Genomic DNA, 20,798 nt, shown 5'->3' with positions numbered 1-20,798 from the left:
AAGTTGGGTGTATTTCTTCATTGTGTGCTTTCCAATTGCGAGTTGAAAAAGTCCAATGATTCTACGAATACACCTAACTTTTTCAACTAACTACAAATGTGTCGCACTTGAGATTTGAATCTGCGAAATGAATAAAGCCCGTATACGACGGGCTCTATTTGATGATCAATGCGATTAAACGTATTAAGCGGTTTTCATTGAACCGGTTTCTTCAAATTGGGCATGCCAAGACAAAGCTTCATTCAATAAATGCGGTGTCTGACCACCACGCGCACAGGCACGCTCAAAATAATGATTTAAACTTTCGCGGTAATCTGGATGAGCACAGATATCGATAATCTTGCGGGCACGTTCACGCGGTGCCAAACCACGCAGATCTGCTAAACCTTGCTCAGTCACCAGAATATCAACGTCATGATCGGTATGGTCGGTATGGCTGACTAGGGGAACGACTGAAGAAATCGCACCACCTTTGGCATAGGATTTGGTCACAAAGATGGCAATATGCGCATGACGGGTAAAATCTCCCGAGCCTCCAATACCGTTCATCATCTTGGTTCCAGTAACATGGGTTGAATTCACATTTCCGTAAATATCAAACTCAAGTGCTGTATTAATCGCAATAATCCCGAGACGGCGAATCAGTTCAGGATTATTGGAAAGTTCCTGTGGACGCAAGACAATTTTATCTTTGTATCGATCAAAATTGTTCATCACTCGTGCGGCACAGTCATCGGTCAGGGTCATGGAGCAACCTGAAGCAAAGGTCATCTTGCCTGAATCGATAAGCTGGAAAGTGCAATCCTGCAAGACTTCAGAATACATTTCCAGATTATTGAAATTGGAATGTTCGAAGCCGGCAAAGACCGCATTGGCCACGGAGCCCACACCGGATTGCAGCGGCCCCAGATTTTCAGGTAACCGCCCTGCTGCCACTTCCTGTTCAAAGAAATGAATCAGGTGACTGGCAATCGCCAGCGTTTCTTGATCCGGTTCGTCCATGCCAAAGGAAGTGTCTGGAATCTCATTGATGACAATCGCAGAAATTTTTTCAGGTGCAACATGAATCCCGATTGTTCCAATTTTGTCACTGGCTTGAGTCAGAGGAATTGGCTCGCGGTTTGGGCGCGCTTGAGGTACATAGATATCGTGAACACCTTCTAGTACGGGATTAATCGTCATATCAATTTCAATAATGACCCGATCTGCCATTTCGATGAAATTTGCAGAATTTCCGCAAGAGCCTGTCGGAATAATCTGACCGTCTTCAGTAATCGCAGTTGCAGCAATTACAGCCACATTAATCGCTGGCAAGTTTTTATGACGGATATTATCGGCCAGTTCAGAGAGATGCTGATCGACATACATCACTTCACCGGCATTAATCGCTTTACGTAAAGAAGGATCTGCCTGATAAGGATAACGGCGGGTTATGACATGTGCTTCATTGAGTTTTCCATCAATCCGGTTCCCCAGACTTGCACCTGTCGCCAAGGTAATATGAATTGGATACTTCTGTGCATATTCAGCCAAGGCCAAAGGCACAGTTTTCGCTTCACCTGCCCCCCCAAAACCACTTAAACCAACTACATCGCCATCTTGAATCAGTTGTAGTGCTTTTTCGACAGATACGACTTTATCTTGTAATGGGAGCAAACGAATGCGCTCTAAACCGTTCATAAAAAATCTCAAAAATATAAAATAAAGAGGCATCTGCTCCTGATGAACCAAGAGCATTAGCGTCTAAATCAATCAATAATTAATTTTGCTAATTCGAGCATTGAATTTTGGCTGGACTTAAACCAGTTCCACTGCAATCGCAGTTGCTTCACCGCCACCGATACACAGTGCGGCAATACCTTTCTTGCCACCAGTACGTTTTAAGGCATGAATCAAGGTCACAATAATACGGGAACCAGAAGACCCCAGTGGATGACCGAGCGCACATGCGCCACCGTTGATGTTGACTTTTGCAGTATCCAGTTTAAAGCCATCAATGGCTAGCATCGTCACCATGGCAAAAGCCTCATTAATTTCCCAGAGGTCCACATCAGCGGCATCCCAACCGGTTTTTTTCAGGACTTTTTCAATCGCACCGACAGGTGCAATGGTGAATTCCGAAGGATGCTGCGAATGGCTGGCATAGGCCAAAATATTAGCCAGCGGTTTTAAGTTACGCTGTGCAGCAATTTCACTAGAGGTGACCACCAGTGCTGAAGCACCGTCTGAAATTGAACTGGCATTTGCTGCGGTAATGGTTCCGTCTTTTTTGAAGGCTGGACGCAAGCTTGAAATTTTGTCCGCTTTGGCATTTAAAGGCTGTTCATCCTGCTCAACCACCACATCGCCTTTACGGTTACTGACAGTGACTGCTACGATTTCATCTTTAAAGAAGCCTTGCTGAACAGCCGTCACCGCTTTGTTTAATGAGCCAATGGCATAATCGTCCTGCTGTTCGCGGGTATAGCCTTTTTTATCTGCCATTTCCTGTGCCAGAATTCCCATCGACAGACCTGTTTCTGCATCTTCCAGCCCTTCCTGGAACATGTGATCCGTGACTTTGCCATGTCCCATACGGAAACCGGCACGTGCCTTGTCCATCAAATATGGCGCATTAGACATAGATTCCATGCCACCTGCGACCACAATTTCAGCCGAACCCGCTTTGATTGCATCTGCTGCCTGCATCACCGCTTTCATGCCTGAGCCACAGATTTTATTGATCGTGGTGGCACCTGTTGAATCCGGTAAGCCGGCTTGACGCATGGCCTGACGTGCCGGGCCCTGTTTTAAACCCGCCGGCAGTACACAGCCCATAATGACTTCATCAATATCGTTTGCAGTTAAACCTGCACGAGCTACAGCTTCCTTGATCGCCACAGCACCCAAATCAGGCGCCGTACAGCTTGAAAGTGAGCCTTGAAAACCACCCATTGCGGTACGTACAGCTTCTACAATTACAATCATTCTAATCTCATCCTTTTTCATCATTGTTATTTAACACCGCACAGCAGAAGCTCTGCAGTGTTTGTCCTTCGCAATACTTGCCGGTTTAAGCCTGTGCAGTGAAATAGTCTTCAGGTAATTGCATGACCAGTTCTGCACCTGCCTGAATACGTTGAATTCGGGCACTCAAATCCGGGAGAACTTTGGCGACATAATAATTCGCCAGTACCAATTTGTTCTGGAAATAGCTATCGTCTTTCGTTGCTGCAGCTTTGCTGATACGCGCATACATATACACAAAACTGAGCAGACCCACCGCATGCAGATAATCGACCGCAATCGAGTTAGCAAAGTCCGGATTCAGTTGAGACTGCTCGACGATAAAGCTGGTGATGTCTTCCAGTTGCTGACAGGTCTCTAATGTCGCCGTTTTAATCGTCAATGAATCATCCAGACCTTGGGCGAACTCGCGGATTTCAGCGATATACTCTGCAATATAAGCACCTTTACATTTGGTGGTTTTACGGCCAATCAGGTCAATTGCCTGCACACCATTGGTGCCTTCATAAATTTGTGAAATGCGCAGATCGCGAATACATTGTTCCATACCCCATTCACGGATATAACCATGACCACCGAAGCACATTTGCGCTTCCAGTGCAGAATCTAATGCTTTATCAGTTAGATATGCTTTGGCAATTGGGGTTAACAGAGCCACACGGTCGGTCGCTTTACGCACCGCTTCAGCATCGGTCGAATATTTGGTGATATCCAGCTGCTGACCGACATAGACAGCAAATGCACGAGATGCTTCATTGTTGGCGCGCACATTCAGCAACATCCGGCGCACATCACCATGTACCAGAATCGAATCGGCTGGTTTTTCCGGTGATTTCGCACCGGTCGAGGCGCGTCCCTGTAAACGGTCTGTCGCATATTGTGCCGCATTCTGATAAGCAAATTCTGCCGCGCCAATGCCCTGAATTCCCATCGACAGACGTTCGTAGTTCATCATCACGAACATGCCGGCCAGTCCTTCATTTTCGTTACCGACCATATAAGCTTTGGCACCATCAAAGTTCATGACGCAGGTCGCTGAGCCTTTAATTCCCATCTTATGTTCGATTGAACCCGCAGATACTGCATTACGTTCACCGAGTGAACCATCTGCATTCACCAGAAATTTCGGCACAATAAACAGGGAAATGCCACGTGAACCGGCGGGTGCATTTGGTGTTTTTGCCAACACCAGATGAATGATATTTTCACTCAGGTCATGTTCACCGCTGGTAATAAAGATTTTGGTACCGCTGATGTTATAGCTGCCATCTTCATTGGGTTCAGCCTTGGTTTTGATTATGCCAAGATCAGTACCTGAATGTGGCTCAGTCAGACACATGGTGCCCGACCATTCGCCTGTATAGAATTTTGGTAAATAAGTTTCTTTCTGTTCTTGTGAAGCGCGATCATTGATCGCCATGCCTGCACCTACGGTTAACAGCGGGTAAAGCATAAATGATGGATTAGTACTCCAGATCATTTCATCGGCCAGCACGGTCAGCATTTTTGGCATATTCTGCCCGCCCCATTCTTCACTGGCACCTAAACCTACCCAGCCACCTTCAGCAAACTGCTTAAAGGCATCTTTAAAGCCTGTAGGTGTGGTCACTTCACCATGTTTAAACTGAGCACCACCTTCTTCATCCGCAGGACGATTCAGGTCAAGAATGACATTCTTGGAAAATTTGGCCATCTCTTCCAGAATTGCATTTGCAGTTGCCATATCTAAATGTGCAAGATTTTCATTACCTTGCCAAAATTGTTCAGCTTGAAACACATCATTTAAAATAAATTCCATGTCTTTTAGCGGCGCATTATAAATAGGCATTCTTACATTCCTTAACTGGTGATACTCAATTCTGTTGCTGAGCGTTTTATAATCATTGATTAATGAAAATCTTTTTTATGATTTTACTTCAATCAATGCATATCAATCGAAAATCATCATCTCGAATTAATCCAGCAGTAAATCTCATTCAACTAAATAAGCGACATAAAATTTAAAAACCCAAGCTTTATGTCACCGTTATTTACTGAACCAAGCAGGCTTAAAATGATTCTTTATTCACCACTATAATCCTTTGCCAGGACGGTCTTAAACCGAATAATGATTTCACTTGATGTGCTGAAACAATAAAATAATTATGCTGAAAATGGAATTTTATTTAGCAAAGTTGATCTCTAGGGTTCAGTTTTCTTGACAATATTTCCAGACTGACACCATATATATTTTTCATTGTCAGCAGTTGCTGCATAAATATACAAAATTAGATAAATATCACGACCTTAGTTTTATAGCTATCTTGGGTAAAATTGAATATTCTTGAAAGGTTCTTTTTCGAAAAATATGGACCAAGAAGATGACGACTGTAAGACAGCAGAACTTCCTTCTTCGTAAAGAGAAGATCCTGAGCATGGCTGAAAGCCTGCTACTGGACAATAATCAGGACATTACCCTGAGTGAACTTGCCAGTGAACTGGACATCGCGAAAGGAACGATCTACAAGCATTTCAAAAGCAAGAACCAGTTATATTTAGAACTAATTATTCTGAATGAAAAAAGAATCTTGGAAATATCAAAAAAATATAATAACGATATTAAAAATTATGTTTCGCAATATATGCTCTATCACATGCTCAATTCAAACCGCACCATCCTGCTTCATGTGATTGAAGAGCGTTTAACCAATAATGAAAAAAACCTGAAAGATTTATTTCAGGAGCTTTATCGGATTCGCGAAGAACGGATTATCCGGATTAAAGACATGACCCATGATTATCTGGTGGCTTTAGAAAGTGCCATGTCGATTCGGGATTATTTGTCTTATATCTGGACCGTGACTTATGGAGCTTCACTATTATTAAATTCAACCAATTATCAAAAAGCGATTGGTTCGCGTGAACGTCTGATTAAACTGTATATTAATCAGGCGCTGATGACCCCGGATAAAATCTCGTCAGTCTAAGCCCTATAATAAAAAATGCCGGATTGAATCCGGCATTTTATTTCAATTGAATGACTTAACAAATATCAAGCAGCAATTGGCGGAAATCCGTCTTCGGTTAAAGCCGCGACAATCTCGGACTCAGTGACTGTCGATTCAACTTCGACCAGCTTAGTCGCCACATCTATATGAACGGTGGCATTTTCATCCAGATCTTTAATCGTAGCAGTCACACTGCGTGCACAGCCACCACAGGTCATATTTTCAATACGGAATTTCATATTTAGCTCCATAGGATCGCTTTAAAAATTAATGTGATTGGGCAGATTATATTTAACCTGAGCTGCAGATCAGCTCAGTGCTGCTCAGGGACGACACCCTGTTCAATCTGTTTTAAAATCTGGCAATCGGACTGTTCATTGCCGGCACACTGCTCCACCGATTGCTGTAATATCACCAGCATATGCTGCATATCGGCAATTTTCTGTTGTAAAAACTGGATATGTTTTTCGGCCAGCTGTTTCACCTCGCTACTCTGACGTGAGCTGTTCAGCCACAGGCCGAGTAATTCTTTCATCTGCTCTGAAGAAAAGCCGAGTTCGCGTGCATGTTGAATAAAACTTAAGGTTTTAATGTCCGCATCAGTATAAACCCGATAACCTGCATCGCTTCGTTTCGCAGCAGGCAACAACCCGATGTCTTCATAATAACGAATCATTTTTGCAGAGATGCCGGAACGTTTTGCCGCCTGACCAATATTCATCCTGCTTGCTCCTTGAACTGTACCGCTTTGTAGGCTTTTAATCTCAAAGCATTAGTGACAACAAACACGGAAGACAATGCCATCGCACCTGCGGCAAACATCGGCGATAACAAGATGCCCCAGAATGGATAGAGCACCCCGGCAGCGATCGGGATTAAAGCAATATTATAGACAAAGGCCCAGAACAGGTTCTGCCGGATATTGCGCATGGTGGCCTGACTCAGACCAATTCCGGTGGCCACATGCTGTAAATTACCTGACATCAACACCACATCGGCTGCCTCAATCGCGACATCGGTGCCTGTACCAATCGCCATGCCAACATCAGCCTGTGCCAGTGCCGGGGCATCATTGATTCCGTCTCCGACAAAAGTGAGTACGCCATATTGCTGCTGGAGTTGACGTACCGCATCCACTTTCTCATGCGGTAAAACTTCCGCAATTACCTGATCAATTTTCAGCTGTTTGGCAATGGCCTGCGCGGTATGCTGATTGTCACCGGTGATCATCGCCACTTTCAGACCCTGCTCATGCAAGGCCTGAATCGCACTATAGGTAGTTGCTTTAATCGGATCCGCGACGGCAATAATAGCCGCCAGCTTTTGATTGATCGCCACATATAAGGGACTACGGCCCTGATCACCGAGTTTTTGTGCAGTAGACCGAAACAGATCGACATTTAGACCCAAGTCCTGCATCAGACGTTCAGCCCCAATATGCAGCTGCTGACCAGCTACCTGTGCCTTGACCCCTGCGCCGGTGATCGAATCAAAATCTGTGACTTCACTCAGTTCCAGTTGTTGCTCATGAGCTGCCTGAACAATGGCATGGGCAATCGGATGTTCTGACTTGGCTTCAACCGAAGCCACCAGTTGCAATACAGTCTGCTGATTAAAATCTGCTGTGACTTCAAAGTCCGTCAGCAACGGTTTTCCTTCAGTCAAGGTTCCGGTTTTATCAAGTGCGACGACTTGGGTTTGCTGCAATAACTGTAAAGCTTCACCCTTACGAAACAGCACGCCCAGTTCAGCGGCACGCCCAGTTCCGACCATAATTGAGGTCGGCGTTGCCAGCCCCATCGCACACGGACAGGCAATAATCAGCACCGCCACGGCGTTGACCAATGCATAGGTCAGATTGGGTTCAGGCCCAAACAGGAACCAGACCATGAAGGTCAAGGCCGCCAGTGCCATGACGGCAGGTACAAACCATAAAGTCACTTTATCCACCACCGCCTGAATCGGTAGTTTCGAGCCTTGTGCCTGTTCCACCATCTCAATAATCTGCGCCAGTACAGAATCCTGTCCGACCGCAGTGGCCCTGATTTGCAAGGTTCCATTCTGGTTCACTGTACCACCCACCACCTGATCCCCGGCCTGTTTGGCCACGGGTAAAGGCTCACCACTCATCATTGCTTCATCGATATAACTTTGCCCGGCAACCACTTCACCATCGACGGCGACTTTTTCACCCGGGCGGATTTCAATCAGCATGCCCTGTTGTACATCGGCAATCGCCAGATCAACCCAGTTGCCATGCTGTTGTACCCGTGCGGTTTTCGGTTGCAAGCCGACCAGATACTGAATCGCTTCTGAGGTTTTACCTTTGGCTTTGGCTTCCAGATACCGCCCCAGTAAAATCAGCGCAACAATGACAGCTGCCGCTTCAAAATATACATGGACGGTGGACTGGGGTAACAGCTGCGGAAAAAAGGTCGCAATGCAGGAAAATCCATAAGCTGCGATTGTTCCGACTGCGACCAGAGAATTCATATCCGGCGCCAAACGCAATAAAGCCGGAATACCATGCTGATAAAAACGCCGTCCCGGAATAATCAGCACCAAACTGGTCAGCACAAACTGCAGATACCAGCTGTTCTGGGTTCCCAACGTCTGCGCAATAAAATGATGAAAAGCCGGGATCAGATGTGAACCCATTTCTAGAATAAATACAGGGACTGCCAGAATAAGAGCAAGCCAAAGATCCCGTTTCAGTTGCGCGGTTTCAGTGGCTTTCTTTTCCTGAAAAGCCACATGGCGATCTGCCGAGAGATGTGTATTGGTTTTTTCTGTGGCTTTAAAACCGGCTTTTTCTACAGCAGCAATCAAAGCTGGGATGTGCTGACGGGATGCCTGAATCGAAGCAGTTTCAGTCGCCAGATTGACTTGTGCTGTACTGACGCCGTCTACTTTTAATAAAGCTTTTTCAACACGCGCGACGCAGGAGGCGCAGGTCATGCCTTCAATCGCCAGTTCAATCCGGTCAGCCTGAAGATCAAAACCGGCTTTTTGCACCGCCTGAGTCAACTTGGACAATGGCACAGAATTGATTAGACTCACATGCGCCTTTTCAGTGGCCAGATTCACGTGTGCATCCAGTACACCTTCTACTTTTTTTAGGGCTTTTTCTACGCGAGCCACACAAGATGCACAGGTCATGCCTTCAATATTCAAAGCAAACTGTTGCGTCGGTACATCAAAGCCAGTTTTTTCAATTGCTTGAACTAGCACAGCGGCAGCAATCGGCTGCTGGCTTTTAATAAAAGCTTTTTCAGTCGACAGGTTGACAGATGCCTCAACCACGCCCTCAATTTTTTTCAAGGCTTTTTCCACCCGAGCCACGCAGGATGCACAGGTCATACCGCCAATCTGCACCTGCTGTTCATATAACCGGATGCTGTCTTGTTCTGCCATGCCCATCTCCATGCATCAACTTGCTGCCGATGCTATAGCTTAAACATTCCCAGCATGGCAAGGTCAAGTCTTTCATTTAAATATTTTAGGAAAGATAAAGCGGTATTGCGATTGGATGCTCATCCAAGAACCAAATAAAAGCCCGAAGATGACTTCGGGCTTTTATAGCAGTGTTTAAAATATTGAATGCATCAATTTTATTCGGCAGAAATATCTTCAAACAGAACCGAAGACAGGTAGCGTTCACCGCCATCTGGCAAAATCACCACAATATTTTTACCGGCATTTTCAGGGCGTGCAGCCAGTTGTGCCGCTGCCGCCATGGCCGCACCACTTGAAATGCCGACCAAAATACCTTCCTGAGCTGCAGTTTTGCGTGCCCACTCGATTGCCTCTGCGCTATTAATGGCAATCACTTCATCGACCAGATCTAAATCCAAGTTGCCCGGAATAAAGTTGGCTCCGATACCTTGAATTTTGTGTGGTCCCGGTGTCAGCGTTTCGCCGCGTTTGGCCTGACCAATAATTGCAGATTCAGCAGGTTCCACCGCCACCGAATATAGAGGCTTATTTTTAACTTTCTCAAAGTAACGCGAAATACCGGTAATGGTTCCGCCTGTTCCGACACCTGCGACCAGAATATCGACGTTACCCGCCGTAGCTTCCCAGATTTCTGGGCCGGTGGTTTCTTCATGAATTTTAGGATTGGCTGGGTTTTCAAACTGTTGTGGCAGGAAATACTGCTCCGGGTTCTCATTCAACAGACTCTCGGCTGCTTCAATCGCCCCTTTCATGCCTTTGGCCGGATCGGTCAAGACCAGATTGGCTCCTAAAGCTTTGACTACTTTACGGCGTTCAATACTCATGCTTGAAGGCATGGTGAGCGTCAGTTCATAACCTTTAGCGGCTGCCACAAAGGCCAATGCAATGCCGGTATTGCCACTGGTGGGTTCAACGATGTGCATACCGGGTTTGAGTTTTCCAGATTTTTCTGCATCGTTAATTAATGCTGCACCAATACGACATTTGACTGAAAAGGCCGGATTACGGCTTTCAATTTTAGCAAGTACAGTTACCGGAGCTGAAATTACACGATTAATACGAACTAGCGGTGTATTTCCAATTGCGTCTGCATTATTACTATAAACCGCTATCCCTAAATTATTTGGTGTTGGAAAAGCTGAATCTGTACTCATGATGATATCCCTGATGTTATTGGTTCAAGTCATTTAAACATCATACAAGCATTTTTTTCGTTTGTAGATGTTTGATGGAATTTGCACTTGATCGCAGTAATTTAAACCAAAATATTTTTTAAATAATTCGATGATTTTATATTATTTATCAACGTTTAAAATATAACTTTAACTAATGTTTAACCTGATTAAAACCCGATAATATTTAAATATTATATCAATGTATTAATCATCGAGCCCCTTATAATGTGCGGGCTGTAATTTTATAATGGACATATGAGATGAAAACCGATTTTGAAATCACGACTATGCGCGATTCAGCAGAACAGGTCGTCGGCATTTTAAAATCTCTGGCCAATACTGACCGTCTCCTTATTTTATGCCATCTCTCTCAAGCGGAACTGAATGTTTCACAAATTGAAGATATTACCGACATTAAACAACCGACGCTTTCCCAGCAACTGATGATGCTGCGCAAAAGTGATGTAGTGAATACCCGTCGGGATGGTAAACAGATCTATTATTCAATTAAAGATCAAAATTTGATTGTGGTATTGACTACGCTTTATCAGCTGTATTGTGCGAATCAAATTAAATAGTTTATTTTTAAACACTATTTAACGCCAAAACACACTTCTCTACCCCATTGATCTGGCAGAAATAACGACTTTGTAGAAAATCGCTATAGCTGCTTCAAGAAAATGGAGGCCAGACCTAGCTGATTTATTTTAAAAACATAAATCATCACAAATTCGACCCCTTAAGATTTCTTAGCAGAATTTGTGCATAATATATCTATATTTGTGATTTAGACCTTTTTATGCCAAATTCCAAGTCTAAACTTCTGCATAGACTGCCTGCCTGGGCATGGTTAAGCGACTATACGCCGGTCAAATTTAAATCCGATGTGCTGGCCGCACTGATTGTCGTGGCGATGCTGGTTCCTCAGGGGATGGCTTATGCCATGCTGGCCGGTTTACCGCCGATCATGGGCTTATATGCCAGCATCCTGCCAATGATCATTTATGCGTTGCTCGGTGGCAGTTCGACTTTATCGATTGGCCCGGTGGCGATCATTTCAATGATGACTTTTGCCACGCTCAATCCACTGTTTGAAGTCGGCTCATCGGTCTATATCGAAGCTGCGACCTTATTAGCACTCATGGTCGGTATTATTTCCCTGCTCTTGGGATTATTCCGTTTCGGTTTCTTAATTCAGCTGATCAGTCATCCAGTCATTCAGAGCTTTATTATTGCCTCGGCATTATTAATTGCTTTAGGACAATTGAAGTTCTTGGTCGACCTACCCTTAAAAGCCAATAACATTCCAGAATTTACAACAAGTCTTCTGGAGTATCTGCCGCTCCTGCATTTACCAAGCCTGTTATTTGGCCTGTTGTCGATGGCTTTACTGATCTATCTGCCCAAGTTGCTAAAATCTCAGGCAGTACAAAGCCGGATCGGCTCTACAGATTTTCTGGTACGGGCTGTGCCTCTCATTCTGGTATGTCTCGGGATTGCAGCGATTGTATTTCTGAATTTAAAGGGGCAAGGCATTAAAACAGTGGGTGCAATCCCGTCCGGTTTTCCGCCCTTGTCTTTTCCGCACTGGAACTGGGAACTGGTCATGACCTTGTTACCGGGTGCCAGCATGATCGCCATGATCAGCTTTGTGGAATCACTGTCAATTGCTCAAGCCACAGCCTTGCAACAACGCAGTCATTTAAACAGTAATCAGGAATTGATTGCCTTGGGGATTGCCAATATCAGTGCAGGCGTCAGTTCAGCCTTTCCGGTTACTGGCAGTCTGTCGCGTACCGTGGTCAATGCAGATGCCGGTGCCAAATCCCCCATGGCAGGAGTTTTGTCCTCCATTCTGATTATTTTCGTCAGCCTGTTCTTTACCGGATTTTTTGAAGATCTGCCCCTGACCATTCTGGCCGCCACGATTATTGTTTCCATCTGGAAACTGGTCGATTTTCGGCCTTTCTTTGATGCCTGGCGTTATTCTAAAGCCGATGGTATTGCCATGTGGATTACCTTTCTGGGTGTGGTGCTGATTGATATTTCCACTGGCCTGATTATTGGGATCATATCGACGTTTATCCTGATGTTATGGCGAATCAGTCGTCCGCATATTGCAGTGCTCGGACTGGTCGAAGGTACACAGCATTTTCGTAATATTCAGCGTCATCAAGTCAGTACCTCCGATCGGGTGCTGTCACTGCGGATTGATGAAAATCTGACTTTTCTGAATGCCAATAGCTTCAAAGGTTATCTGATCAATCAGATGAGCCTGAATGACAAGTTGCAACATGTGATTTTAAATTGCTCCAGTATCAGTGCCATTGATTTAAGCGCTTTGGAAATGCTGGAGGATTTAAATGCGGAATTGGCCAAACTGAACATTCGACTGCATTTTGCCGAAGTGAAAGGCCCGGTGATGGACAAGCTACAAGCCTCGAAGCTGATGATTCATCTGAGTGGCCACATTTATCTGACTCATTTTCAGGCAATTCGGGACTTGGCTCCAGAAATCTTTGAGCAGCATAAAGACTATACGATTTAGGACAGCAGATCGTTAAACTTATGGCCGGAGATTCAAACCGGTCATGACGCCAAACTTTTTTAAATTTTCAAATATAATTTGAATTTATCGATTTAACTTTGATATTTATTTCATGAATATAACTTTAAAAGAGATGATTTATTCAGCATCTTTAGATTATTTTTTCAAATAAAAGTATTCTTTTATATTGATTAATTTTAGAATAAATCAATTATATCAATAACTTGTTTTTTATATAAAAATATATTTCAAGCCTTGTTTAAATTAAGTATAAAATAGCGCAACTTTTTCCCAAATTTAGCCCTCGTAATTTTCACAAGGCAATCTTATGTTTTCTGCCCTTATGCGTATGAGCCTAGTCTCTCGAATCATCATCGCCATTATTTTAGGTGTAGGTGTGGCTGTGGTATTTCCCGAAGCTACTCCCTCATTAAGCCTATTGGGCGACCTGTTTATTAAAGCCTTGAAATCTGTTGCACCGATTCTGGTTTTCATTTTAGTTTTAGCTTCTATCGCAAATTTTAAAGTGGGGCAATCCAACACCGCCATTAAACCGATTATGATGATGTATGCGGTAGGTATGTTCCTTGCTGCACTCAGTGCTGTCGTTTCGAGTATGTTATTTCCAAGTACGCTGTTTCTGGATATTGCTGCACAAGCGGACTTACAGCCACCTGGCAGTCTGGTAGAAATCCTGAAGAATCTGCTGCTTAGCTTTGTCGCCAACCCGGTCGTTGCTATTGCTGAAGCAAATTTCATTGGCGTTCTGGCCTGGTCTGTGGCATTGGGCATCGCCTTCCGTCATGCATCGGATACCACCAAGACCCTTTTGAATGATGCCGCCTTTGCGGTTAATTATGTGATTCGTTTAGTGATCAGTTTTGCACCTGTGGGTATTTTTGGTCTGGTTGCAGTGACTTTTGCTGAATCCGGTCTGGATACGCTGACCAGTTATGCACATTTACTTGCGGTACTATTAGGTACGATGGCTTTTGTTGCACTGGTAATTAACCCAATGTTGGTGGCTTTAGTGACGCGTCACAACCCCTATCCACTCGTCTTTACCTGCTTGCGTGAAAGTGGCATTACCGCCTTCTTTACCCGTAGTTCGGCAGCCAACATTCCCGTCAATCTGGATCTGGCAAAACGTCTAGGCGTCAAAGAATCAACCGCAAGTATCGCGATTCCTCTCGGTGCTGCGATCAATATGGCTGGGGCATCGGTCACCATTACCGTATTGTCACTGGCAACGGTAAATACCTTGGGCATTAGCGTAGATTTCACCACCATGCTAATTCTTTCCGTAGTAGCAACCATCTCGGCCTGTGGTGCTTCAGGTGTGGCCGGTGGTTCATTATTGTTGATTCCTTTGGCCTGTGGTCTGTTTGGTATTTCTTCGGATATCGCTATGCAAGTGGTCGCGATTGGTATGGTAATCAGTGTATTGCAGGATTCTACTGAAACTGCTTTAAACTCGTCTACGGATGTTTTATTTACCACAGCAGTAGACCGCGCATCAAATTGATTTTATATTGAATAATCAAAATTTTTTGCCAATGATGTTGTTATGCCATTACAGCGTTTACCTACCTGGATACAATTAGGGGCGTTCTTTCTTGCGGTGAATGCCGGCATGATTAACGTCCTGGGTCTGGTGACGGTATTACACCAGTCTGTTTCACATATGACCGGTAATGTCAGTATGCTGGCCATGGCGCTGCTGGACTGGCAGCCAGACATGATGCTATATCTGCTTCTGGTCACACTCTGCTATGTCATTGGTTCTCTGTATAGCGGGCTGATTCTAGGAAATAGTCACTTTCGCTTGGGACGACTTTATGGTTACCCTTTAAGCCTGGTGGCTTTTTTTATTCTGATCTGCTGGTTATTATTGCCCTATTTCCCGCGTTATGCCCTGTTATGGGCCTGTGTCGCGATGGGTCTGCAGAATGCCATGGTCAGCCATTATAAAGGTGCCATTATTCGCACCACGCATTTATCTGGTGTACTGACCGACCTTGGCTTGGCCATGGGTTACCGTTTACGCGGCTTAGATGTAGAACCACGCCGAGTCGTTTTACATTTACTTATTTTGCTCGGTTTTTTAAGCGGTGGTATTCTTGCCAGCTGGCTTTATCCTTATTTAAAATTAAATGCATTCCTGATCCCGGCAGGGCTGAGCCTGATGCTCAGTCTGATTTACTGGGTGATTTATTTACGTTATCGACATCAACACGATTAATTTCTGGACATTCTCATGGTTAAAAATGCATTGCAGGCACAATTGTTAAAGGCAGGTTTGGTCGATAATAAAAAAGCCAAAAAACTGTCTAAACAGGCTGTGCATGAAAAACGCACCGGTGATAGCACCGAGGCTGAAATCAAGGCGAAAATTGAGCAAGACAAGCAGCAGAAACTGGCCAAAGACCAAGCCATCGAGTTAGAGAAAAAAGCGGCCTTACAGGAAAAAGAACTGAAAGCCGCGATCATCCAGATGATTAACCAGCACAAAATCCGCGATACGGATGGTGATGCGGTGTATCAGTTTATTGATGACAGCAAGATCAAGAAGGTTTACCTGAACCAGCAGATCTATAATGCACTGGTGGCAGGCAGTCTGGTGATTGCACGTGAAAATGACAGTTATGTGTTCTTGCCTAAGGCTTTGGGAGATCGTATTAATGCCAAGATGCAAGGCTTTATCATTGTGAATAATTCAGAGAAAAATGAACAAATTACCGATGAAGAAGATCCGTATGCAGCCTATGTCATTCCGGATGACCTGATGTGGTAAGTTATTATTAGTATTTGATATCATACTAAACCGGCTTAGGCCGGTTTTTTTATATCAGATCACAGTCTAAAAGCTATTTCAGGTAAACACTTTCCAAAGATATGTATTAAAAGTTTAATTAAAATTAAAAAACTCAGCTTAAAGCTATAAACTCTTTCACAATTTTAACAGTGTGAGAAAAGATAAGTTGGAACAGTTTAAGCTTGTCCAGAATATACAAGTGTGGGCAGATCAATATCCCTGGCTAGAAATGCTCTCTTCATTGAGCATTGTGATTTTACTGGCAATTATTGCAAATTTATTTGCCAAACAAGTCGTTGTTCGCGGAATTCGTAAACTGATTTCCAAAATGCCTTTTGCACATAATGAAATCATTGCTGAGCATAGCGTGATCCGCCGTATTGCCAATATTGTGCCGGCCATTGTGATTATGAATGGAATTACCACCGTTCCGCATTTATCAGACAAGGTCGAGACCTTTATCCAGATGGGTGCGCAGGCCTTTATCTTCCTGACCATTGCCCTGGCGATTGGCGAATTGCTGAATATTTTTAACCTGATTTATCAGCGCAATCCGAAATCGCGTAACAAGCCGATTAAAGGCTATTTGCAACTGGTCAAGCTGATCATCTTCATCGTTTGTGGTTTGATGATTCTGGGGACTTTCCTCAAGAAAGATGTCTTTACCTTGCTGGCCGGTTTTGGTGCCATGGCTGCGGTACTGATGCTGGTGTTCCAAAATACCATCCTATCGCTGGTGGCTTCGGTACAGATTTCCTCTTATGACATGGTGCGTATTGGTGACTGGATTGAAATGCCATCTTTAAATGCGGACGGCGATGTCATTGATATGTCATTACACACCATTACCGTGCAGAACTTTGATAAAACAGTCACCACCATTCCGACCAATAAACTGGTGACGGATACCTTTAAAAACTGGCGTGGCATGCAGGAAGCCGGTGCGCGCCGGATTAAACGTTCCATTCATGTCGATCAGAGCAGCGTGCATTTCATGTCAGCTGAGGAACAGAACAAGCTGAAAGAATTTATTCTGCTGGATCAATATCTAAATACCAAAACTGAAGAACTGCAGCAATTTAACTTGCAGCTCAGCCATCATTCGCAATATAACCAGCGCCGTCTGACCAATCTGGGGACTTTCCGTGCCTATGTGGAGTTTTATCTGCAACAGCATCCGGGAATTAGTAAAAATCACTCGCTGATGGTTCGTCAGTTACAACCGACCAGTGAAGGTTTGCCTCTGGAAATTTATGCATTTACTAATACCACGGTCTGGGTCGAGTATGAAAATATCCAGTCGGATATTCTGGATCACCTGTTGGCGATTATTCCTGAATTTGGCCTAAAAGTGTATCAGGCACCTTCAGGTTTCGACCTCAAGGAATCTTTTAGCGTTTCCTGAAAAGCTGCGACAATCTTCAAATAAAATAAAAGCCTGAAACTGGCTACAGTTTCAGGCTTTTTAATTGGTCTAATTAAATAAAAATATAAAAAACGACAACTTAAACAAATATTAGATTGGATATTGAGATGCTCAGGCTGAGATTACAGACGCTTGCGGCTGCATCAGTTCTTGTAGCATTTTATAAAAATCATGTTCTGAGTCAAACTGCTCTTCACAGATCCTTTCGCCGTTTAGTAATAAATGATGATAGCTTTGATGCTCATAAATCACCGTGTTCAGAAACTGTGCACCGGGCATATGCTTGAGCAGGTGCTGTGTCTGTTTCATTTCTGCAAGTTGCTGCTGTTCAGGAATCTTATTCAATACCGTATAAATTTTTAATTGAGTATTATATTGTGCGATCCCAATCGCCAATTGCACCAGTTCGGTTTCAAGTTGAATATCTTCTGGATTGATGGAACTGGGAATAATCAGCTTATCTGCATGTTTCAGGACTGAACGCAAGGCAGATGTATCCTGCCCGTCAATATCAACAATAATATAGGCGAACTGCTGTTTCAGTAGTTCCAGACGATGATCCAGACTACGACTATCTTGTTTTAAGATATCCAGATGCTCGAAAGAAAATTGTTTATTTTTCAGATTTGCCCATTCATAACCATACGGTTCCAGATTGGCATCAATTAGCAAGGTCGCGCCTTGCCTACGTAATAACTCATTGATATACATCGCAATCGTGGTTTTTCCTGAGCCTCGTTTACGGCTGGCCACTACCCAAATACTCATCTTTAAGCTCTCTCGTTTTTGATTCTTTTTATGAGGAAAAATGGTTTAAACTTTAATATAATTATGGATTTAGAATTACGTATCTGGCATGAAAAGTAAAGTCTGATTTGGATAATAATTTTGTGGCTATTTCATCTAATCCTAGGCTTAAAAAAATTCAATCCTTTATAATCACTACAAAGCAAAATGCATGATAAGAGTACGATAATGTTTCGATGGCTTGAAAGACTGGTTGATCCCTATCCCACCAAAAACCTGAATCAACCTTTACCGACCAAGTTTTTTCCATTTGTCTGGCAGGCAGCCTACGGTGTGCGCCGTTATTTGCTGATTCTGGTGCTGTGTACGGCCGGTGCTGCCAGCTTTGAAGCCTTACTCTACTCAAAAATTGGCGATCTGGTAAATTGGCTCAGCAAAAGCCAGCCAGATACTTTTCTGGAACAACATGCCAGCAACCTAACCTTGCTGAGCATTATCCTGCTGGCCAATATTTTCTTTGCCAGTGCCCAATCCCTGATCAAGCACCAGATTTTGTATAGCAACTTTCCGATGCGGTTACGCTGGCGCTTTCATAATTTACTGATGAAACAAAGTCTGGATTTTTTCCATAATGATTTTGCCGGACGTTTATCTGCCAAAGTCATGCAAACGGCGCTGGCCATCCGGGAATTCTGGGTCATTTTGGGAGATATGTTGGCCTATGTGCTGATTTATTTCGTCACCATCAATATCGTTTTAGGCAATATTTCTCCCTATTTAGTTATCCCTTTGATGGTGTGGCTACTGCTATTTATCTGTGCAGCGTGTTATTTCATTCCACGTTTAAGCAAGATTTCCAAGTCACAGGCCGATGCGCGTGCCGTCATGACCGGCCGTGTCACCGATGCCTATACCAATATCCAGACTGTCAAGCTGTTTGCCCATGCTGGTCGAGAAAGCCAGTATGCTAAAACCTCCATGCAGGAATTTATGGTCACGGTTTACAAACAGATGCGTCTGGGGGCTCAGTATGAAATCAGTATTTTATTTCTGAGCATTATTCTCTATGGCGGTGTGTTGGGTACGGCCATCTGGCTATGGATGGAAGGACAGGCCGAATTGGGCATTATTGCAGCCACCACGGCCATGATACTCAAACTGAACAGTATTGCCGAGTTTATGATGTGGCAGACCTCTGCCCTGTTTGAAAATGTCGGGACCATTCAGGATGGTATGAAAACTTTAGGCCGCAAGATTGCCATTGAAGATAAACCCAATGCCAAAGAGCTACAGCTTCAGCATGGTGAAATTAAATTCGACAATGTCAGCTTTGCCTATAATGATAAAAATGTCATTGACCAGTTTAACCTGACCATTCGCCCGGGTGAAAAAATCGGGATTGTGGGACGTTCAGGCGCAGGTAAATCGACCCTGATTCAGTTATTGCTGCATTTTTATCATCTTGACCAAGGTCGTATTTTAATCGATGGGCAGAACATTGAAGATGTGACGCAGGACAGTTTGCGTAAGAACATTGCTTTAGTGACTCAAGACACTTCGCTGCTGCATCGTACCGTTGCAGAGAACATCAAATATGGTCGTCCTGATGCAACCGATCAAGAGATGTATGAAGCGGTACGTAAAGCCAAAGCAGAAGAGTTTATTCCTCATCTGACCGACTTACGCGGCAAAAGAGGCTATGAGGCTTATGTCGGTGAGCGTGGTGTAAAACTTTCTGGTGGTCAACGTCAACGTGTTGCAATCGCACGGGTATTTCTAAAAGATGCACCCATTTTGATTCTGGATGAAGCCACCAGTGCGCTGGATTCTGAAGTCGAAGCGGCCATTCAAAACAGCCTCGATGATCTGATGCAAGGCAAAACCGTAATTGCCATTGCGCATCGTTTATCGACAATTGCCCAGATGGATCGCCTGATTGTAATGGATCAAGGCAAAATTGCCGAGCAAGGTACCCATGATGAACTGGTAGCATTAAATGGAATCTACGCCCAGCTTTGGCAGCGTCAAACGGGCGGATTACTGATACAACAACAGATCAAAGCAACGAAGGATCGTGAATAATGCTGTATTTGGAAGATTTGAACATCGCTGACCGCTTTAGCAGCCGTAAATATCATATGGGACTGGAAGAAATTCAAAATTTTGCCCGGGCTTATGACCCACAAGTCTTTCATACTGATGAACAGCAAGCTGCAGCCCATCCGGTATTTCAGGGAATTGCCGCCAGTGGTTGGCATACTGCGGCAGTGGTTATGCGCTTGTGGACTGAATGTTTTCCTGTGGCTTATGGGCTCATTGGTTCAGAGTCGCATCTGCGTTGGCCTTGTCCGACCCGCCCCGGGGATGAAATTCACGTCGAAGTCGAAATCATGGATATTCAGCCCTCCAGAAGCAAAACTGATCGTGGGATCGTTAGCTACCAGACGCAGGCATTTGACCAGCATCATAAAATGATTTTTAGTTCAACCACTAAAATTGTGGTATTTAAACGAGGATTTTCTCCGGTTTAAATTGATTTTTAGGCGAAATTCAGGCTAATCTGCCACAATGATTGTGGCAATAGCCAAAACTTTGTCCAACAATTTTAATGAAAAAAATGGCAGTTTTATGCCAATAT

17 protein-coding genes are annotated in these 20,798 nt (G+C 44.0%); 9 read left to right on the top strand and 8 right to left on the bottom strand.

Annotated features, from left to right (window positions below):
• Positions 1-183: 183 nt before the first annotated feature.
• The 3 genes from FTT75_RS10345 to FTT75_RS10335 all read right to left on the bottom strand — a co-directional run bounded on the left by FTT75_RS10345 (position 184) and on the right by FTT75_RS10335 (position 4,834).
• Entirely contained in the window at positions 184-1,680 is a 1,497-nt protein-coding gene (locus FTT75_RS10345; RefSeq protein WP_005096976.1) for a succinate CoA transferase, read from the bottom strand.
• 117 nt (positions 1,681-1,797) lie between these two features.
• Positions 1,798-2,973, bottom strand: coding sequence for a thiolase family protein (locus FTT75_RS10340; protein WP_180083325.1), 1,176 nt, complete (start codon positions 2,971-2,973; stop codon positions 1,798-1,800).
• 79 nt (positions 2,974-3,052) lie between these two features.
• Positions 3,053-4,834, bottom strand: coding sequence for an acyl-CoA dehydrogenase C-terminal domain-containing protein (locus FTT75_RS10335; protein ID WP_005096978.1), 1,782 nt, complete (start codon positions 4,832-4,834; stop codon positions 3,053-3,055).
• A 532-nt stretch (positions 4,835-5,366) separates the two neighbouring features.
• Here FTT75_RS10335 and FTT75_RS10330 point away from each other — a divergent pair.
• Complete coding sequence (locus FTT75_RS10330; RefSeq protein WP_005096979.1) at positions 5,367-5,972, top strand: TetR/AcrR family transcriptional regulator; 606 nt, start codon at positions 5,367-5,369, stop codon at positions 5,970-5,972.
• A gap of 65 nt (positions 5,973-6,037) precedes the next feature.
• Here FTT75_RS10330 and FTT75_RS10325 read toward each other — a convergent pair whose 3' ends face one another.
• The 4 genes from FTT75_RS10325 to cysK form a co-directional block, all read right to left on the bottom strand.
• A complete protein-coding gene (locus FTT75_RS10325; RefSeq protein ID WP_005096981.1) occupies positions 6,038-6,232 on the bottom strand; it encodes a heavy-metal-associated domain-containing protein in 195 nt (64 codons plus the stop codon).
• Positions 6,233-6,306: 74 nt separating this feature from the next.
• Complete coding sequence (cueR, locus tag FTT75_RS10320) at positions 6,307-6,714, bottom strand: Cu(I)-responsive transcriptional regulator (protein ID WP_005096982.1); 408 nt, start codon at positions 6,712-6,714, stop codon at positions 6,307-6,309.
• Positions 6,711-9,413 (bottom strand): heavy metal translocating P-type ATPase, encoded by a 2,703-nt coding sequence (locus FTT75_RS10315; RefSeq protein ID WP_180186366.1) that lies wholly within the window; start codon positions 9,411-9,413, stop codon positions 6,711-6,713. Before FTT75_RS10315 ends, cueR begins: the two co-directional genes overlap by 4 nt.
• 191 nt (positions 9,414-9,604) lie before the next feature.
• Positions 9,605-10,603, bottom strand: a complete 999-nt coding sequence (gene cysK / locus FTT75_RS10310; protein ID WP_005170784.1) for a cysteine synthase A — start codon at positions 10,601-10,603, stop codon at positions 9,605-9,607.
• A gap of 281 nt (positions 10,604-10,884) precedes the next feature.
• On the opposite strand from cysK, the gene FTT75_RS10305 reads away from it, so the two are divergent.
• The 6 genes from FTT75_RS10305 (at position 10,885) to FTT75_RS10280 (ending at position 17,392) form a co-directional block, all read left to right on the top strand.
• Positions 10,885-11,202, top strand: coding sequence for a helix-turn-helix transcriptional regulator (locus tag FTT75_RS10305; RefSeq protein ID WP_005170781.1), 318 nt, complete (start codon positions 10,885-10,887; stop codon positions 11,200-11,202).
• 221 nt (positions 11,203-11,423) lie between these two features.
• The gene (locus FTT75_RS10300; protein ID WP_180186365.1) at positions 11,424-13,172 is read left to right on the top strand and encodes a SulP family inorganic anion transporter; all 1,749 of its coding nucleotides are present in this window, start codon (positions 11,424-11,426) and stop codon (positions 13,170-13,172) included.
• A 328-nt stretch (positions 13,173-13,500) separates the two neighbouring features.
• Complete coding sequence (gene sstT, locus FTT75_RS10295) at positions 13,501-14,697, top strand: serine/threonine transporter SstT (protein WP_005170774.1); 1,197 nt, start codon at positions 13,501-13,503, stop codon at positions 14,695-14,697.
• A gap of 42 nt (positions 14,698-14,739) precedes the next feature.
• The gene (locus FTT75_RS10290; RefSeq protein WP_005170772.1) at positions 14,740-15,414 is read left to right on the top strand and encodes a YoaK family protein; all 675 of its coding nucleotides are present in this window, start codon (positions 14,740-14,742) and stop codon (positions 15,412-15,414) included.
• Positions 15,415-15,429: 15 nt separating this feature from the next.
• The gene (locus tag FTT75_RS10285) at positions 15,430-15,966 is read left to right on the top strand and encodes a DUF2058 domain-containing protein (RefSeq protein ID WP_005096992.1); all 537 of its coding nucleotides are present in this window, start codon (positions 15,430-15,432) and stop codon (positions 15,964-15,966) included.
• A gap of 187 nt (positions 15,967-16,153) precedes the next feature.
• A complete protein-coding gene (locus FTT75_RS10280) occupies positions 16,154-17,392 on the top strand; it encodes a mechanosensitive ion channel family protein (protein ID WP_005096993.1) in 1,239 nt (412 codons plus the stop codon).
• 132 nt (positions 17,393-17,524) lie between these two features.
• Here the strand turns inward: FTT75_RS10280 and FTT75_RS10275 are convergent, their stop codons facing one another.
• Positions 17,525-18,181: a hypothetical protein gene (locus FTT75_RS10275; protein WP_180186364.1), complete on the bottom strand. Its 657-nt coding sequence runs from the start codon at positions 18,179-18,181 to the stop codon at positions 17,525-17,527.
• Positions 18,182-18,388: 207 nt separating this feature from the next.
• On the opposite strand from FTT75_RS10275, the gene FTT75_RS10270 reads away from it, so the two are divergent.
• Positions 18,389-20,242: an ABC transporter ATP-binding protein gene (locus tag FTT75_RS10270; RefSeq protein WP_074382741.1), complete on the top strand. Its 1,854-nt coding sequence runs from the start codon at positions 18,389-18,391 to the stop codon at positions 20,240-20,242.
• On the top strand, positions 20,242-20,691 hold the full coding sequence (locus tag FTT75_RS10265) for a MaoC/PaaZ C-terminal domain-containing protein (protein WP_005096996.1): 450 nt from the start codon (positions 20,242-20,244) through the stop codon (positions 20,689-20,691). Before FTT75_RS10270 ends, FTT75_RS10265 begins: the two co-directional genes overlap by 1 nt.
• The last annotated feature ends 107 nt before the right edge of the window (positions 20,692-20,798 follow it).

Origin of the sequence: Acinetobacter sp. YH01008, from assembly GCF_013420435.1 — a bacterium.
Taxonomy (GTDB): domain Bacteria; phylum Pseudomonadota; class Gammaproteobacteria; order Pseudomonadales; family Moraxellaceae; genus Acinetobacter; species Acinetobacter pseudolwoffii.
This window is presented reverse-complemented; position numbering and strand designations above follow the sequence as displayed.

Bases quoted from the DNA above. Each gene is read 5' to 3' on its own strand.
- FTT75_RS10345 (WP_005096976.1), bottom strand. From the start codon at position 1,680: ATGAACGGTTTAGAGCGCATTCGTTTGCTCCCATTACAAGATAAAGTC.
- FTT75_RS10335 (WP_005096978.1), bottom strand. From the start codon at position 4,834: ATGCCTATTTATAATGCGCCGCTAAAAGACATGGAATTTATTTTAAAT.
- FTT75_RS10330 (WP_005096979.1), top strand. From the start codon at position 5,367: ATGACGACTGTAAGACAGCAGAACTTCCTTCTTCGTAAAGAGAAGATC.
- FTT75_RS10325 (WP_005096981.1), bottom strand. From the start codon at position 6,232: ATGAAATTCCGTATTGAAAATATGACCTGTGGTGGCTGTGCACGCAGT.
- cueR (WP_005096982.1), bottom strand. From the start codon at position 6,714: ATGAATATTGGTCAGGCGGCAAAACGTTCCGGCATCTCTGCAAAAATG.
- FTT75_RS10315 (WP_180186366.1), bottom strand. From the start codon at position 9,413: ATGGGCATGGCAGAACAAGACAGCATCCGGTTATATGAACAGCAGGTG.
- cysK (WP_005170784.1), bottom strand. From the start codon at position 10,603: ATGAGTACAGATTCAGCTTTTCCAACACCAAATAATTTAGGGATAGCG.
- FTT75_RS10305 (WP_005170781.1), top strand. From the start codon at position 10,885: ATGAAAACCGATTTTGAAATCACGACTATGCGCGATTCAGCAGAACAG.
- FTT75_RS10300 (WP_180186365.1), top strand. From the start codon at position 11,424: ATGCCAAATTCCAAGTCTAAACTTCTGCATAGACTGCCTGCCTGGGCA.
- sstT (WP_005170774.1), top strand. From the start codon at position 13,501: ATGTTTTCTGCCCTTATGCGTATGAGCCTAGTCTCTCGAATCATCATC.
- FTT75_RS10290 (WP_005170772.1), top strand. From the start codon at position 14,740: ATGCCATTACAGCGTTTACCTACCTGGATACAATTAGGGGCGTTCTTT.
- FTT75_RS10285 (WP_005096992.1), top strand. From the start codon at position 15,430: ATGGTTAAAAATGCATTGCAGGCACAATTGTTAAAGGCAGGTTTGGTC.
- FTT75_RS10275 (WP_180186364.1), bottom strand. From the start codon at position 18,181: ATGAGTATTTGGGTAGTGGCCAGCCGTAAACGAGGCTCAGGAAAAACC.
- FTT75_RS10270 (WP_074382741.1), top strand. From the start codon at position 18,389: ATGTTTCGATGGCTTGAAAGACTGGTTGATCCCTATCCCACCAAAAAC.
- FTT75_RS10265 (WP_005096996.1), top strand. From the start codon at position 20,242: ATGCTGTATTTGGAAGATTTGAACATCGCTGACCGCTTTAGCAGCCGT.